Here is a 16,462-nt window from a genome sequence, read left to right as displayed (position 1 = left end):
AGAACGGGCCTGGGTTGATCACCGTGCGCTGCACTCAACCGAGAACCACCACCTCGCCCCCGGCCGCCTTTGCGTCCGAATGGTCATGCGTGACCTGAAGCACCGGCAGCGCGCGACGGCTGGCCGTGTCGAACACGAGGTCCCGCACCTGAGCGCGCAGCCCGGTATCGAGCTTGGAAAACGCCTCGTCGAGCAAAAGCGCGCGCGGCTCCGACAGGAGCATCCGTTGCAACGCCACCCGCGCCCGTTGCCCGCCCGAAAGCGTGGCCGGATCGCGCCCGGCAAAGCCCGCAAGCCCCACCTCGGCCAGAGCCGCCTCGATCCGGTCGCGCCGCGCGGCGCGAGCCCGCACCTCGGGTTTCAGCCCGAAGGCGAGGTTGGCCCCCACCGAGAGATGCGGAAACAGATACTCATCCTGAAACAGGATCCCAACCTGCCGCGCCTCTGTGGGCAGGCTCATCAAATCGCGCCCGTCGAGGCGAATGCGCCCCGCCATGTCAAAGACCGGCTCGAGCGTTCCGGTGATCGCCGCCAGCAGCGTGGACTTGCCAGAACCCGACGGCCCCATCACGGTCAGCACCTCACCAGGTGCCACGGTGCAATCGAGCGCGATGAGCCGCCTCCCCGCCAGAGAGATCGCCACCTGTTCGAACCGCAATCCGCGCGCCTCAACCATCGCGCATCCCCTTCCTGTTGCGCCAAAGAACGCGCGGCAACAGCACGGCCAATGCAAAGGGTGCAAAGGCCGCCGCGGTCTGCGCCAGCGCGTAAACCCCGATCACCCGCCGGTCGCCGCCCGAGGCCAGCGCCACGGCCTCGGTGGTCAGGGTCGCCACCCGCCCCGCCCCCACCAGCAGCGTCGGCAGGTATTGCCCGACAGACACCGCAAACCCCACCGCCGCCGCAATGAGCAGCGGCCGCAGCAGCATCGGCAACCGCACCGCCCAGAGCACCCGGTCCGGCCCGGCACCCAAGGCGCGCGCAATCGTGTCCTGCCTGCGGTCCCAGGCGCGCCACGGGTCCGCCAGAGACAGAAACACGTAAGGCAGCACGAACACCAGATGCGCCAGCACCACCGCCGCGCGCCCGCCATCGACACCAGTCAGGATCGAAAGCGTCTGAAACCCCATGAGAAACGCGACTTGCGGCACGATGAGCGGTAGATAAAGCAGCCAGAGCGCGCGCGTGGCGGGGCGCAGACCGTGGCGATGCTCTGCCTCAAGGCTCGCCAGCGTCAGCAGAAGCGCCAGAAATGTCGCCGCCCCGGCGATCACCAGCGTTTCGGTCACAGGCCCGGACAGGCGCGGCCCGTGGCGCTGCCAGTTGCGCAAGCTTAGGGCGTCAGGCCAGAAATCGGGATACTGCCACAACCCTGCAAAGGACCAGACCACCTGTCCCGCCAGCCCGGCGATGACCGTCAGCGCCGCCAATGCTCCAAGCACCAGCGCGCCCAGCCGCACCGCCTGTTCGCCGCGTCGCCCTCCCCGCGCGCCGGAGGCGACCCAGAGCCGCCCAAGCCGCGCAACCGCTACTTCCATCAGCCGCCAGAGGCCAAGACCCAGCAGCACCAGCGCGAGTTGCAGCACCGCCCCCGCCGCCGCCTGAAAGCGGAACGCCAGATCGGGGTCGCTCATCCAGCGCACCACCTGCACCGCCAGCGACGGCGGCGTGTTGGGGCCGAGGATGATCGCCACATCCACCACCGACATGGAAAACGCCAGCACCGCATAGACCGGTAGCCGTATCTGCCGGTAGACCAGCGGAAAGATCACCTTGAGCCAGCCGGTGACGCGCCCGTAGCCCAGCGCCTGCGCCACCCGCAGGCTCTGGCCGGGGCGCACTTGCGTCAGCGCCGCCAGCGTCATCAGCAAGAGAAACGGCACCTCCTTGGTGACCAGCCCGAAGATGAGGCTGAGGCCCGCCGGGTCTTGCAGGATCAGAAGGTCTGGCGGGCGCTCCCACCCCGTCGCCCACGGAGATAGCGCGCGCGTGATCCATCCCGAAGGCGCGATCAGAAACGCAAGCCCGAAGGCCGCCGCCGCGTGCGGCACCGACAAAAGCGGCGACAAAAGCCGCTCGATCATGCCAAAGGTGCGCGTGCCCGCCCACCCCGCGCAGATCAGGACAACGATGGCAAGCGACAGCGCCGTCGCGGCAAAGCCCACCCCGAGACTGAGCATAACCGCGCGCGGCAGGCCCGGCCATGCAAACAGTGCCTCAAAGGCGGCAAGGCTCAGGCCTTTGCCGCCCAGCGCGGGCATATAGCCAAACGCCGGGGCCAGCGTGCCCAGAAGCCCCGCCAGCACCGGCCCCAGCATGACGGCCAGCGTCAGCAGCGGCGCCCAGGGCAGGAACCGCGCCCGCCGCATGCTGCGCGGCGGCACCGGCGATGTGGTGCTGAGCGCCGCACGCATTCCGGCTTACTGACCGACGCCGTAGCGCGCGGTCCAGTCCTCTTCCAGCCGCACCATCCAGGACGGGTGCGGCTCGGGCAGGGATTGACCCAGTTCCGCAGGCGAGAGCGTTGCCACGCCAAGCTCGATCGCGTCAAAGGCCGCGCGATCCTCGGGGCTCAGCTTGTCCAGCGCCAGCACCGTGCCGCTGCCCCAGATCACCGGGTCTTGCTTGCGCGCCTGCGCCTCGGGCGACATCAGGAAATTGGCAAGAACCAGCGCACCCTCCTTGGCGTTGGCGTTGTAGGGAATGGCGACAAAGCTGGCATTGCCGATGGTGCCACCGTCCAGCACATAGGTGCGCACCGTCTCGGGCAGCTCATAATTGGCAATCGCGTTCGACGGCTCGTTGGGGTTGAAGCTGAGCGCAAGGTCGATCTCGCCATCGTTCATCAACTGGATGAGGCGCGGCCCGGATTGCGGATAGGCGGCACCACCGCGCCACAGGTTGGGCGTGAGATCGTCGAGATAGCCCCAAAGCGGCGCGGTGGCGGCAGCGTAGGTCTCCTCGCTCACCGGCTCTTGCAACACCCTTGGGTCGGGGGTGAGTTCGATCACCGCCTGTTTGAGGAAGGTAGAGCCGAGGAAATCGGGCGGCTGCGGATAGGCGAAGCGGCCCGGATTGGCGCGCGCCCACGCGGCGAGCGCGGGGATCGAGCGGGGCGGCTCGGCAAGCCGCGCGGTGTCGTGGTAAAAGACGATCTGCGCCATGCCCCAAGGGGCCTCCAGCCCCTCGGTCGGCACGGTGAAATCCGAGGTCACGGCGGGTTTGCCCGCGACATCGACAAATTGCCAGTTGGGCAAGTCCTCGGCCCAGGGACCAAAGAGCAGCCCCTGCTCCTTCATCGCCGCGAAATTCTCACCGTTGATCCAGATGAGATCGACCGCGCCGCCCGCATCCTTGCCCGCCGACTTCTCGGCGATGACCCGGCTGACGGCATCGGCGGTATCCTTGAGCTTCACATGTTCGACACTGACGCCATGGCGCGATTTCACCTCGCCCGCGGCCCAGGCGATATAGTCGTTGATGGCGTTACCACCGCCCCAGGCATGCCAATAGACTGTCTGGCCCTTGGCGGCCTCGGTGATGGCGGGCCAATCCTTGGGATCGGGCGTGACCTCCTGCGCGGCCAGCGGCGCGGCGAGGGCAAAGGCCGCCAGCGCGGCCGTCATGGATCGGATCATCGGGGGTCTCCTGTTGGGTCAAGGATTACAGAATATCGGCCAGCAGACCGAACTCGGAGTCAAGCCGCGTCGCCGTGTCGGGCGCAAGATAGTGATCGACGCGGCCCCGGACATGGGCAATCAGCGCGGCCTCGCTATTGTCCGCCGCCCAATCCTCGCCATCCTGCGAGCCCTTGGCCTCTGCCCCCGAGAGAACGCGCCATTTCGCGCACCACGTCATCGACCAGAGCCACATCGCGCGGCGCATCGGCACTATCCACGGGCGCAGCGCGGCGCGGTCCGCCTCGGGCAGATGATCGAGCCAATGATGACAGGCGCGCGCCACCTCTTGCGGCTCCAGCACCGCGTGGCTCGTCACATCCCAGGTGGTCGAGGTGTAAAGCGTGGCATGCGCCAGATCGAGCGGCGGCGCGCTGTAGCGGGCCTTTTCCAGATCGACAAGCACGGCGCGCCCGTCGGCCCGGATCAGGAAATTGCCGGGATGCGCGTCAAAGGAAATAAGCCGCTTGGGCGGGCGCGCCGCGCTTGCTTTCAGGTCGCGCAGCGCGGCGATATGCGTCTCTATTATGGCGCGCGTGTCAGCGTGCGCGGCGTGAAGATACGCGGCCTGCGCCTCGATTTCCGCCAGAAGATCGGCCAGCGGATCGGCGGGATCGAGCAGCGGCGCGCGCCCCTCCGGCACCGGCAGGCCATGGATCGCGGCCAGGGCTTCCATGATCGCGGGCAGGTCGCCGGGCAGGCGCGCGGCGCGGCCCTTGATCTCTTGCACGATCAGCCCGCCGCGCGGCAGCGCCTGCGACGGCGGCAGCACGGCAAAAAGCTGCGGCGCATGGCCCGACGCGCTCGCACGGGTGAAACAGGCGGCCTGATAGGCGAGGTTTTCCGCCGCGCGAAGCTGCATCTGGCTCTGTTTCGGCAGCCGCGCGATGCGCCCGGTGCCGCCAAGGCGGATATGATCATGCGCCAGCCCGGTATCGGGCATCGGCTCGGGCAAGCCGGGGGCCTGATCCGCAGCCTTGAGCGCCGCCATCAGCGCCGGGATGAGCGCGGCGCGCCGATCCGGGGCCGCCTCGGTCATTCCGCTGCCCGCCTTGCCGCCAGCCGGTCTGCACGCAGGCGCGCGAGTTCCGGCCCCAGAACCTTCTCGAAATAGCGATCACAGCCGATGCAGAGGTTGCGATAGGGCGCGCCATCGGGGCGCGTGGTGCGGGATTCGTCAAGGAATCGCGCCACGTCCCAGCCCTGCGCCAGCCCCATCCGCTCGGGGTGGCCCATTGAAATCGCCTCCAGCGCCGGGTGACCCACCAGACTGTCAAGAATATCGTCGAGCCGCTCTTCGCAGAGATTGCCCAAGGGGGCGGCGGTCTTGAGGCAGCAGGGGAACACGTCGCCATTAGGGTCGATCGACACCTCGGACCCGGAAAAGCCCCGGTTGAGAAAGCCCAGCCCCCCCGACCAGACATTGCAGAAATTATCGGTGATCGTGGCCTGTGACAGCGAGTTTTCCCAGGCTCGCCCGCGCGGCCAGATCTTGCCGATCCAGGCATCCTCGGTCGCGCCGAACATCGAATAGACCGGCTGATCCTCGGTCTGATCGGCCCAGTTGCGGGTGGTCGAGGCCAGCGCGCTGTCGCGCATCCCGGCGGCCTCGAACATGGCGCGCAGCCGGTCGATAAGCGGCACGCGCCTGTCGCCTTCGTGGCCCACGTGAAAATCGTCCATCCCGGCGCAGGAAATCATCCAGACGCCGCGCGCCAGCAACTCGTCCACGATCTGCGGCGTGACCAGATCACCCGTGGTCTGCACGATCACCCGCACGCCCTGCGCGCCATATCGGGCCTGAATCGCCTCGAGTGCCGGATAAAGCACCTCCTCGCGCACCGGATCGACCAGCACCTCGCCGCCGGCCAGAATGATCCGGCTGGCGCGGCGCTCGTATCCGCCCGGTGCCGTCTCGGAGGGGGCGTTGAGGTCGAGATAGCTCAGCTCATCCGGCAGGCTTGCCAACACCTTGGGAAAGCTCTCTCTGGCCTCGTCCACGACCTTGCGCAGCGCGCCGCGCACATAGGGACGAAACCGCGACTCATAGCAATGCTTGCAGCGACGGTGACAGGCCCAGCAGAGGACGTAGTAAATGCTTTCCATGGGCGCGGGGGTTCCTTTCAATCGTGTGTGCTGTGGATGCCTCATTACCTATGGCGGTGAAAGGGCCGTCGCGTGTCACCTCACGGGATTGTCAGGCGTGCCCCTCACACAAGGGTGACAGGGTAACGCTAGGCAGCGGGCAACCTTTGTGCAACGCTTGACATGCACCCAGGAGTTCGTCCCATGCGCCTTGCCGTTGCCTTTGCCGCCTTTCTCGCCCTTGCCACACCCGCGAATTCGCAACCCGCTTGCGGCGGCGATATGCCCTGCACCACAGCTTCGGGCAGCTATCGCATCGCCCTGCCCGAGGGCGACGGTCCATTTCCCGTGGTGATTTTTCTGCACGGCTATGGCGGCAGCGCGCAAGGCACGATGCGCGGCGGCACGGCGCGCGCGGCGCTGGCGCGCGGCTATGCCTTCATTGCACCCGAAGGGTTGACGCGACCGGGGCGCAACCGCACAAGCTGGAATTTCCACCCCGAGTTTCCCGGACCGCGCGACGAGGCGGCCTTTCTCCGGGAGGTGATGCAGGATGCCACCGCGCGGTTCGGCATTGATCCCGCGCGCGGCCTGCTGACCGGGTTTTCCATCGGCGGCTCGCTCACCAGCTATATTGCCTGCGCACACCCCGATGATTTCGCCGCATATGCCCCCGTGTCGGGCAGCTTCTGGCGGCCCCATCCCGAGGGCTGTGCGGGGCCGGTGCGGCTTTTGCACACCCATGGCTGGCGCGATCAGGTCGTGCCGCTGGAAGGGCGCGAGATCCGGGCGGGCTTTGCCCAGGGCGATGTGTTCGAGGCCATGCAGATCTGGCGCGCGGCCAATCGCTGCGTGCGTCCCTATCCCGACCTTTTCGAGATCGGCGACGGCTTCTGGCGGCGCGTCTGGCTCGACTGTGCCCCCGGCTCGGCCTTGGAACTGGCGCTCTTCGATGGCGGCCACGGTGTGCCGCGCGGCTGGAGCGGCATGGCGCTGGACTGGTTCGAGGCGCAGGTCGGGCCTACGCAATAGAGACTATTCCGCCGCAAGCGGCGGCATGTCCGCCACCCGGAACATGGCGCGGTGACGCCGCGCAAGTTGCAGGATCGCAGGCGGCTCGATCATCTCGGGCGTGGCCATGAGCCCCCCCATCCGCCGCCCCGACATCATCGACAGCGGCACCGCGCCGACAAGGCTTAGCCCGATCGGCAAGAGCCAGAGCGAGACGACGCCCGCCGCCATGCCCATGGCCAGAAGTGCGCCGCTGACCGTTTCAAGCGCGTGGAACTTGGCCACCGTGCCGAGACTGTAATCCCCGCCCTTGCGCGCCTGCGGCGACCAGATCGGGCGGATCCCGATGATGGTGCGCAGCACCGCCACCACCTGTTGCACCATCATGATCGGCGCAAACAGGATCGACAGCAGGATTTCCACCATGAGCGACAGGCTGAACCGCCCCGCCCCCCCGAACCGCGCAATCTGCACCTCGCCAAGGCCCAGCGCCAGCGCGCCCATGAGCTTCGGGGCCAGGAGCATCCCATACATGAAGACAAGGATCAGCACCGAATTGACACGGCTCATCTCGGGCCAGACCGGGTAGAGCGGATTTTCCACCGAGAAATAGGTGATCACGCTGTCCGGCCCGTTGCCCAGAAGCGCCCAGATCACCAGAAGCCCGAACCAGGCGGGCGAAAGAAGATAGCTCATCGCGCCGTGAAACAGGTGAAACCGCGACACGGCATGAAAGCCGCGCGTGCCCAGCAGGCGCAGGTGCTGCAAATTGCCATGGCACCAGCGCCGGTCGCGCAGCGCATAGTCGATGAGGGTCGCGGGCGGCTCCTCGTAACTGCCGGTGATATGCGGCACGAAGCGCACCGCCCATCCGGCCCGGCGCAACAGGCCCGCCTCGACGAAATCATGGCTGAGGATCAGCCCGCCCGTCCCCGATAGCGACGGCATCCGGGGCAGGCCCGCGCAACCCGCAAAGGCGCGCGTGCGGATGATCGCGTTATGACCCCAGTAATTGCCCTCGGTGCCTGTCCAGCCTGCCAGCCCCTCGCTCAGGAGCGTGCCATAGACGGCGGCGGAAAACTGCTGCATCCGACCGAAAAGCGTATCCGACCCGATCACCATGGGCGCCGACTGAATAAGGCCCGCGGTCGGATCGGCCGCCAACTCATCGGCCAGCGCAACGATCGCCTCGGCGCTCATCAGGCTGTCGGCGTCAAGCACGAGCATGGCGTCATGCGCGGCCCCCCACCCCTCGATCCAGTCCCTGATATTGCCGACCTTGCGCTCGGTGTTGCGGGTGCGGCGGCGATACCAGACCCGCAGATCGGGCGGCAGGGCCTCGCGCAGCGTTTCGAAGGCGCGGCGTTCGGCCAGCGCGATTTCGGCATCCTGCGTGTCGCTGAGGATGAACAGATCGAACCGATGCGCCGGTTTGCTCTCGCGCAGTGCCATCATCATCGCGCAGGCATTGCCGAAGACCTCGGCGGTGTCCTCGTTGTAGATCGGCACCAACAGCGCCACGTTGAGCGGGGTTGTCCCATCTGCCCGCGCGCGTCGCCGCATGACGTGGCAGATCAGGCCAAGCGTCGCAGTGCCGACCGACAGCGCAATCCAGAAGAACGTGACCGTGACCAGCGCCAGCAACACCCATTCCAGCCACCATATGCCGCCATCCGACAGCCAGTCCGCAAACACAAAGGCCAGCGCGCCGGTGGTCAGCACCGCCGGGACAAAGGCCGCCGCCCGCCGCCACCAGAACCGGCGCGCGGGCTGCCATGCAGGCGCGTTCGGGTCACGGTGAGGCACCTTGAGGCTCTGAACCGGATGGCTCAGCGGCGCTGGCGGCGGCATATGCGCCCCGCCGGGGAAAGCGGTCACGCGGTCCATCGGTAGAGCCACACTTCCGAAACGCCGCGTCCCTCGTGGAAAAGCTGCGCACGTATTTCGGCCACCTGCACGTCGGCGGGATCAAAGGAAAACGCAAGGCGCGGCCCGTCGGTTTCGGGGTTGCGCTGAATGAGGCCCTGCGACGTTTCCAACCTTGCGGAATTCACGTAGATCACCAGATCGTCGTAATCCTCTGGCAAGGCGGCATGAGGGGCAAAGTCAATCGTCACCAACTGGTGCTGATTGTGCGGAAAGCCGCGCCCGATCCGGGTTTCCAGAACCTGCGCCACGGGCTTTTGCTCGGGGATCTCGCCCGCCCACGACATGCGGTAGGTGAAGCCGTGTTCGCTCCCCGCCGCAAGCGGCTCTCGCGGGCGCCAAAAGGCCACGATATTGTCGAAAATCTCCTTGTCCGTCGGGATCTCGACCAGCGTCACTGCACCACGCCCCCAATCCTCTCCGGGCGTGATCCAGAGACTCGGGCGCAGATGATACTTCGCCTCAAGGTCATGGAAATCCGAATAGCGTCGCGCCCGCTGTGCAAGGCCAAAGCCCTGCGGGCCATCATCCACGAAACTCGACACCTGAAGATGACGCGGATTGCCCAGGGGCCGCCACAGCATCTCGCCATTGCCGTTGAGGATCGTCAGCCCGTCGCTGTCATGGACGGCAGGGCGGAAATCGTTGAAGCGGTCGCGCATCTTGGCGTCAAAATAGAACATCGAGGTGAGCGGCGCGATACCGACATTGGCCAGATCGGCGCGCGGCCAGAGCGTGCAGCGCACATCTACATCGGCCGCATCGCCGTAAGGGTCGAGCGTGAAATGATACATGCCCGTGACCGACGGGCTTTCCATCAGGGCATGGATGCGATGCATCTGCGCGCCGGGGGCGGGCTTTTCGATCCAGAACCGGGTGAAATCGGGAAACTCCTCGCCCTCGGGCGCGGCGGTGTTCACCGCCAGACCCCGCGCCGAGAGGCCATAGACCAGATCGCGCGGGATCACGCGGAAATAGCTCGCGCCCTGGAAAACGGCATACTCCTGAAAGAAGCCGGGTTTGGATATCTCGGCCCTCAGCCGCACGCCGGAATAGCCCAGCCGGTCGTCGACGGGCAGATCGCCGGGCACGATCTCGTGCTTTTCATAAAGCGACAGGTCGAAGGGCACGCGCCGCGCGATGCCGTCCTCGACCATGTTGACCTCGACCGAACGAGGGAAATAGAGCCCCGGCGGGAAGAGGTCGAATTCAAGCGTCGCCTCGGTCCCGGCCCAGAAAACGCGCGATGGATCGTAGCGGATCGCGCGATATTGGTCATAGGTCAAATCGCGCCATTCCTGCGGCACCAGCGGGCGCTCGGCATAGGGTTGCGCCGCCACCTCGCGGGCCAGCGCATCGAGCATCTCCTCGGAAAACGGCACGCCCTCGGCGGCCCGCGCCATCCCCGGCCAGAGCGCCAGCGCGCCAAGCCCCTGCAAAACCTCGCGCCGGATCATTTCGCACCCCTCCACGGGTGGCCCTTGAACCAGGCTGCCACATAGGCCACCACGATCAGCGCCCCGAAGCCGACAAAATTCGCCAGCGTCATGTTCCAGGCGGTCCGCCCGACCTGGTCCATGACAAAGCCCGAGAGGCGCGCGAAGAACATCGAAAAGACGAACACCGCGAGCGATTGCTGCCCCACCTTGAGGATCATCGCCAGAAGACCCGACCACAGCCGCGACAAAAGACCCGTGCCAGCCGCCCGGAGCCGCGCGCCCCCCTCACCCGCCGCCGCCCAGCACAGATAGGCAAGGGCAAGGAAATGCACGTAACGCAGGATGCCGAAATCGGACTTGTTGAACAGTCCGCGATTTTCGATCCGCCAGTCGCGCGCCCAGTCGAAGCCGAATTCGCGCACACCGATATTCGAGAGCGGAATATTGGCAATCACGATGAACACCGCCAGCCCGATCAGCACCCGGTTCACCGGCGGTTTCGGCAACCAGCCGCGCATGAATGCAAAGCCGGTGAAGAACACAAGCTGCCAGCCGAACGGGTTGAAGAACCATGTGCGATCCGACCACGGCTCTGCTGGCAACCCCAGATGCCAGTCGTTCAGGCCAAGCGGCTCCAGCACCGCGCGCTGCGCGAAAAGCCAGATCAGACCCATCGCGCCGAACACCGCCCAAGGGCTCACCCGGCTCAGCGCCATCATCATGGGCATCATCACCAGAATGACCATATACATCGGCAGGATGTCGAAATAGTTGGGCACGTAGGTCAGGGTGAAGAGGCCGACAAGCTGCGGCCCCGGATCCTCGAAGAACTTCCACAGGTTCAGCGTGCCGATATAGGTCTTGTCGAATTCCCCAAAATGATCGAACGCCGCAAGCAGTGTCACCGTGGCAAAGAACAACGCGATATGCGCCCAGTAGACCTGCCAGACACGGTAACCCACCCGCGAGGAGCCAAGGGTCCAGCCCGCCCGGTCGAAGGTCCGGCCAAAGGCGATGGCCGAGGCCATGCCGGAGCAGAACACGAAAATCTCGGTCGCGTCCGAGAAGCCCCAGCGCGCCGGGATCCAGCTTGTGAAGAAATTGCGCGGGGTATGGGCCGCAAGGATGATGAACATCGCCAGCCCGCGAAAGAAATCCAGCCGGATATCGCGCGTGCCCGCCACGGGGGCGGCAACCGCTTTCTGGGATTGACCATGGGCCATGGCGGGATCGGCAACACTCGTCATCGCGGTGTCGGCTCCTTGCAAATTGTGTCGCGGGGTCACTCGGCCGGAAGTCGCCCCGCCTCGGACCAGCCGCTGCGGGCCTCCTCGATCAGGTCGAGACGGGTGGCGGCATAGCTGTCAAGCTTGCCCGCGCGGCGCGCGCGGCGCTCCTTGAGAATGGTCTCGGCCTCGTCCATGAACCCCGCGCGCAACGCCGAATCTATGGTCAGACGTTCGAACACGTCCCGTTGCGCATGGCTTCCGCCGGCAAGTTGCATGGAGTGGCGCGCCCGTCCCAGATTGAGAAACGCCGTCTTGTAATCCCCGGCACCGAAAGCCTCAAGCCCCGTCGCCGCCGATAGGCCGGGATTTGCCATCCGCGCCATCATGTCCGAGGCATTGGCGCGCTTGGCATCGCCATGCAACCGCGCCAAAAGGCGTTTGACCGCCGTCTCGCGCTTGCCGCCGATAAGTGCCAGCAGATAGTGGAAGTCGGCGAAGATGAGACATGCATCCTCTGTGCGGCGCTCACTGATCTCGGCCATTTCCTCCCATCGGTCGCCGACATTGACGCCTTCGAGCTCCAGCCGCATGAGCATCGAGGCCCCGTTGGAAATGTCGCGGAAATCGTCGGTGTGATCGCGGCGCACCTCGGTGTCGTAAAGCGCGAACACCGTGTCGATCTCACCCTGATCGAGATGCATCAGCGCCTTGTGCCACCAGACGTGGTAGCGGAAATTGTTGCAATGCGTCCAGGCCGCCTCGCGCCCCTCGAGCCAGGTCAGGCCCGCGCGCGAATTACACGTCATGTCAAAGACATGCGCCACCGCGTGCAGCCCCCAGGCATCGTCGGGCGAGAGACTCAGGCCCAGCCGCCCCGCCGTCTCGGCGCGACCGTAATCGCCGGTTTCTTCCAGCGCGAAAGCATGACAGCCGAAGAGATAGCCCCGCGCCGGGTTCTTGGCGTCATAGGCGGGCAGCAGCGCCTCGATGGAGGCGCGCATCCCCTTGTTGTCCCCCAGAATGAAGCGGGTGGCGTGGCCGATCTTCATCGCCAGCGCATCCTCGGGCCAGCGGGTGAGGATCGCCTCCATCTCGCGCACCGTCTCGGTGGGGCGGCCGTCGATCCAGGCACCGAGCGCGCGGACATACCCCATCTCGCGCGGCTGGGGCGCGCCCGCTTGCGCGCAGGAAATCGCCGCCTCATGGGCGGCGCGTGCGGTCTCTTCCATCTCGCTGCGGCCCAGCATCTTGCAGAACAGGCCCTTGACCGCATGAGCCATGGCAAAGCCCGGCTCCTCGCTCAGAACCTTGCCCAGATGATCGGGCGTCGCGGCGTTATGGGCAAGAAACGCCAGCACCATCCTGTCCCAGGCCTGCACGGCCTCGGGCGATGAGAGCGAGGTTTCATACCCGAATTGATCATTACGCATGGCCCGAGGGTCCTTTCGGCAGAAGAGATGCGGTCTAGCTAACCCGCAATTTATGACACCGGCAACCAAAGCGCGCGGCACATCACCAATACGTTATCCGTTTCTCAAGGAATGTGACGCCTCACGCCCCCGTGCTCAATATTCGAGCGCAGTCCGGGCGGCAAGAACCCGCTGAGCGTGTATTTGCCTAGTCCGCTACCGCCGCCCGCGCCACCGCGTCGAACACCCCGTCAAGCTCCGCCGCCAGCGCGCGCAGCGCCTCGCCGCCCTCGTCGAAATAGGGGGCAAAGACATGGCTGGGCGTCTTGTAGGCAAGCGTCGAGGTGCCATCGGCGTTCTCGGTGGCATAAAGCACGATCGGTGCCTCGATCCCGGCGGCAATGCTGGCATCGAGCATCCTGCGCGCATATCCGTTGTCATAGAGGCCAAAGACACGGTTGCCGGGAATGGTGATGCCTTGCGCCTTTGCTCCGGCGGAGGCGCTTGCCTGCGTCACGATTCGGATCGGGGCCTCATCGACCGCCGCATTCACCGCCTTGACCAGATCCTCAAAGGATTTCCCGCTTTGCAGGATCACCCAGCCTTCGCGTGGTTCAAGCGCCTGCGCGCTGCCTGTGACAAGCATGAAAACGGCAAGAAGTTTCAGAAATCGTTGCATGAATAGCCCTCCAATCGATGACAGAGGGCTACGCCTTGACCCGAGTCGCGGCAAATCACGTGGCCGCGAGCGACGGTTACAGATCGTCCTTCAACCGCCGCAGCACCGTTTCGGTATCCGCCCCTGTGGACGGGGGTGCAGACCGATAGCTCACCGGCGTGCGCGAAAACTTGAGCGGATTGCCGATCAGCCGCACCTCGCCCTTGGCGGTCTGCGGCGCGGGCAGCGTCACGGTCATGCCGCGCGCCCGCGCCTGTTCGCTCTCGAGCGCCTGCTCGATCGTGTTGACCGGACCGACCGGAACCTTGCGTGCCTCAAGCCCCTCGATCACGTCCTGCATGGTCCGGCCTGCCAGAACCCCGGCGAGCATCGGCACGAGCACGTCACGATTGGCCAGACGCGCCGTGTTGGTGGCAAAGCGCGGGTCAGTGGCCCAGCCCGGTTGCCCCAGATAGTCACAAAACCGGGCATACTGGCTGTCATTGCCGACCGCGACAATCACATGGCCGTCAGCGGTGGCAAAGACCTGATAGGGCACGATATTGGGATGGGCATTGCCCGCCCGCGTGGGTGAAATGCCGGAGGTGAGATAGTTCAGCCCCTGATTGGTCAACCACGACAGCGTCGCATCGACCAGCGCGATGTCGATATGCTGCCCCTCGCCGGTCGCGTCCCGGTGGCGCAACGCAGCAAGGATGCCGGTCGCCGCATAAAGCCCGCAGACGATATCGGCCACGCCCACGCCCACCTTCATCGGCTCTCCCTGCGCCTCGCCGGTGATCGACATGATCCCGGCAAAGCCTTGGGCCATCAGGTCATAGCCCGGCTTGTCGCGGTTCGGCCCGGTCTGGCCGAAACCGGAGATCGAGCAATAGACAAGGCCCGGATACGCCGCACACAGCGTCTCGTGATCGAGCCCGTATTTGCGCAAACCACCCGGTTTGAAATTCTCGATCACCACATCGGCGCGCCCCGCCAGCGCGTGCAGCATCTTTTGCACCTGCCCGTCGGTCAGATCCACCGCCACGGATTTCTTGTTGCGGTTGGAGGACATGAAATAGGCCGAAAGATCAGTGGGCCTGCCGTCGGGATCGAGCGCAAAGGGCGGCCCCCAGCCGCGTGTGTCGTCGCCCCCAAGGCTCTCGATCTTGAGCACCTCCGCCCCCAGATCGCCCAGAAGCTGCGTGCAGGTGGGACCGGCCAGAATCCGGCTCAGATCGAGAACGACAAGGCCATCAAGCGGGCCGGGCATGGGCACCTCCTCAGATGCGGTTGTCATAAGAGCCGCGGTCGATCTCGGCGGCGATGACGGTAAAGCGGTCGGCCTGCTGCGCGGCCTGCAAGGCGGCGCGCAACTCCGCCCGGTTCGACACCCGCACGCCATGGCCGCCAAAGGCGCGCCCGATGGCGGCAAAATCGTGATGGCCGAAATCGACCGCGAGATTGACCATCTGCCGCTCGCGCTGCTTCTTCTCGATGAGCGCGAGGCTGGCATCGACGAAAACGACGAAGATCACCGGCAGGTTCAACTCCGCCACGGTCGAGAGTTCCCCCGCCACCATCAGGAACCCGGCATCGCCCGAAAAGCTGACCACGGTGGCCTCGGGCGTCGCGAGTTTCGCCCCCATCGCCAGCGGCACGGCACAGCCCATGGTGCAAAGTGCCGTCGATTGCAGAACGCTGCGGGGATAGTGCGTGGTCCACATCTGCGACAAGAGGATACGATGCGCTCCACTGTCGACGGTGATGATCGTCTCCTCGGGCAGCACGGCACGCGCCTCGGCGATGACGGCGGCAGCGCCCCAGTCATCGCCAGTGGGAAATGCCTGCGCCAGCGCCGCGCGCACCTCTGCCACCTCACCGCCGGACCATGTGGCCCGAGGGGCGACCCCCTCGGCAATCGCCGCCAGCGACGGCGCGCAGCCCCCCACGATATTCATCGTCGCCTGATGCATGTATTGGTCATTCGGCACGGCGGCGATGTCGATCACCTTCACCTTTGCCGGGTCCCAGATCTCGCGCCAGCCGGGGCGCATCTCGATGGGGTCATAGCCCACGCAGAGGATCAGATCGGCGTGCTGCACCAGCGGCACCAGCACGCCGTCGGCCAGCGGCGAGAGGCCCGCCCCCCCAAGGCAGAGCGGATGCGTCTCGGGGATGATCCCTTTGGCCTTGTAGCTGGTGATGACGGGAATGTTCAGGCGTTCGGCGACCTCCAGAATCGCCGCCCCAGCACCTTCGTTCACCGCATCGAGGCCCACGATCATCACCGGGCGCTCTGCCCCGGCCAGCCAGTCGCGCGGCCCTTGCGGGGCGGCGGGCACCATCTGCACCGCGTCGGGGCGTCGGCGCAGACGCGGCAGGCTCACGCGCTCATCGGCCACGGAAATCGGCACGTCGATATGCACGGGGCCGGGCCTCCCTTCGGTGGCGATGCCCACGGCCTTGTCGGCGATGATGTCGGCCCCCTTCGCGGTCAGGCGAAAGGTCGCCTTGGTGATCGGTGCCAGAACCGCCTCGTGATCGAGAATCTGATGGGTATAGGTCAGCGCCTCATCGGCATCGACGCAGCCGGAAATCACGATGAGCGGCACCCGGTCCTGATGGGCGTTGGCGATGGCGTTGACACCATTGAGCACCCCCGGCCCCAGCGTGGCAATCAGGATCCCCGGCGCGCCGGTGCGGTGCCAGACCCCCTCGGCCATGAAGGCGGCGGCATTCTCATGCCGCGCCAACGTCACCTCGATCCCGGCGCGTGCCAGCGCATCCATCACCGTCAGAACCTCGCCCCCCGGCATGCCGAAGGCATGGCGGCATCCGGCCTCGAAGAGACGTCGCGCCAGATGATCGGCGGCGCGGGGCGGGGTGGTCTCTGGGCGGCTCATGCAGGCTCCTTCGCTCGGTCGCGCCCTGTTGTGGCCGAGGGGCGGTGCAATCGCAAGCCGGATCGGCGCGCACGCGACTGGATTTCATGCCCGGCCGCGCCCATATCCGGGTTGAGGCAGGG

Annotated in this window: 13 protein-coding genes; 1 reads left to right on the top strand and 12 read right to left on the bottom strand. The window is 66.1% G+C overall.

Features of this window, described 5'->3' with window-relative positions:
• Positions 1 to 34: 34 nt before the first annotated feature.
• From ABIE57_RS17435 to ABIE57_RS17415, 5 genes are read right to left on the bottom strand one after another with little or no spacing between them, the layout of a single operon-like run.
• Complete coding sequence (locus ABIE57_RS17435; protein ID WP_354540305.1) at positions 35 to 676, bottom strand: ATP-binding cassette domain-containing protein; 642 nt, start codon at positions 674 to 676, stop codon at positions 35 to 37.
• Positions 669 to 2,369, bottom strand: a complete 1,701-nt coding sequence (locus ABIE57_RS17430; protein ID WP_354540329.1) for an ABC transporter permease — start codon at positions 2,367 to 2,369, stop codon at positions 669 to 671. Before ABIE57_RS17430 ends, ABIE57_RS17435 begins: the two co-directional genes overlap by 8 nt.
• A 51-nt stretch (positions 2,370 to 2,420) precedes the next feature.
• On the bottom strand, positions 2,421 to 3,638 hold the full coding sequence (locus ABIE57_RS17425) for an ABC transporter substrate-binding protein (RefSeq protein WP_354540304.1): 1,218 nt from the start codon (positions 3,636 to 3,638) through the stop codon (positions 2,421 to 2,423).
• Positions 3,639 to 3,663: 25 nt separating this feature from the next.
• Positions 3,664 to 4,716, bottom strand: a complete 1,053-nt coding sequence (locus ABIE57_RS17420; protein ID WP_354540303.1) for a phosphotransferase — start codon at positions 4,714 to 4,716, stop codon at positions 3,664 to 3,666.
• A complete protein-coding gene (locus tag ABIE57_RS17415) occupies positions 4,713 to 5,783 on the bottom strand; it encodes a radical SAM/SPASM domain-containing protein (protein ID WP_354540302.1) in 1,071 nt (356 codons plus the stop codon). Before ABIE57_RS17415 ends, ABIE57_RS17420 begins: the two co-directional genes overlap by 4 nt.
• A 183-nt stretch (positions 5,784 to 5,966) precedes the next feature.
• Between ABIE57_RS17415 and ABIE57_RS17410 the strand changes: the two genes are divergently transcribed.
• Entirely contained in the window at positions 5,967 to 6,794 is an 828-nt protein-coding gene (locus tag ABIE57_RS17410) for a CE1 family esterase (protein WP_354540301.1), read from the top strand.
• Between the two features lie 3 nt (positions 6,795 to 6,797).
• Here the strand turns inward: ABIE57_RS17410 and mdoH are convergent, their stop codons facing one another.
• The 7 genes from mdoH to ABIE57_RS17375 form a co-directional block, all read right to left on the bottom strand.
• A complete protein-coding gene (gene mdoH, locus ABIE57_RS17405; protein WP_354540300.1) occupies positions 6,798 to 8,660 on the bottom strand; it encodes a glucans biosynthesis glucosyltransferase MdoH in 1,863 nt (620 codons plus the stop codon).
• Positions 8,648 to 10,156, bottom strand: a complete 1,509-nt coding sequence (locus tag ABIE57_RS17400; RefSeq protein ID WP_354540299.1) for an OpgD/OpgG family glucan biosynthesis protein — start codon at positions 10,154 to 10,156, stop codon at positions 8,648 to 8,650. Before ABIE57_RS17400 ends, mdoH begins: the two co-directional genes overlap by 13 nt.
• On the bottom strand, positions 10,153 to 11,385 hold the full coding sequence (locus tag ABIE57_RS17395; protein ID WP_354540298.1) for an OpgC family protein: 1,233 nt from the start codon (positions 11,383 to 11,385) through the stop codon (positions 10,153 to 10,155). Before ABIE57_RS17395 ends, ABIE57_RS17400 begins: the two co-directional genes overlap by 4 nt.
• Before the next feature lie 35 nt (positions 11,386 to 11,420).
• Positions 11,421 to 12,797 carry a tetratricopeptide repeat protein gene (locus ABIE57_RS17390; protein WP_354540297.1) on the bottom strand — a complete coding sequence of 459 codons (1,377 nt, stop codon included), beginning with the start codon at positions 12,795 to 12,797 and terminating at the stop codon, positions 11,421 to 11,423.
• A 187-nt stretch (positions 12,798 to 12,984) separates the two neighbouring features.
• On the bottom strand, positions 12,985 to 13,455 hold the full coding sequence (locus ABIE57_RS17385; RefSeq protein ID WP_354540296.1) for a DUF302 domain-containing protein: 471 nt from the start codon (positions 13,453 to 13,455) through the stop codon (positions 12,985 to 12,987).
• 76 nt (positions 13,456 to 13,531) lie between these two features.
• On the bottom strand, positions 13,532 to 14,707 hold the full coding sequence (locus tag ABIE57_RS17380) for a CaiB/BaiF CoA transferase family protein (protein ID WP_354540295.1): 1,176 nt from the start codon (positions 14,705 to 14,707) through the stop codon (positions 13,532 to 13,534).
• Between the two features lie 10 nt (positions 14,708 to 14,717).
• Positions 14,718 to 16,340, bottom strand: a complete 1,623-nt coding sequence (locus ABIE57_RS17375) for a thiamine pyrophosphate-binding protein (RefSeq protein ID WP_354540294.1) — start codon at positions 16,338 to 16,340, stop codon at positions 14,718 to 14,720.
• Positions 16,341 to 16,462: the final 122 nt, after the last annotated feature.

Source organism: Roseovarius sp. MBR-6 (genome assembly GCF_040547525.1).
GTDB lineage: Bacteria > Pseudomonadota > Alphaproteobacteria > Rhodobacterales > Rhodobacteraceae > Roseovarius.
This window is presented reverse-complemented; position numbering and strand designations above follow the sequence as displayed.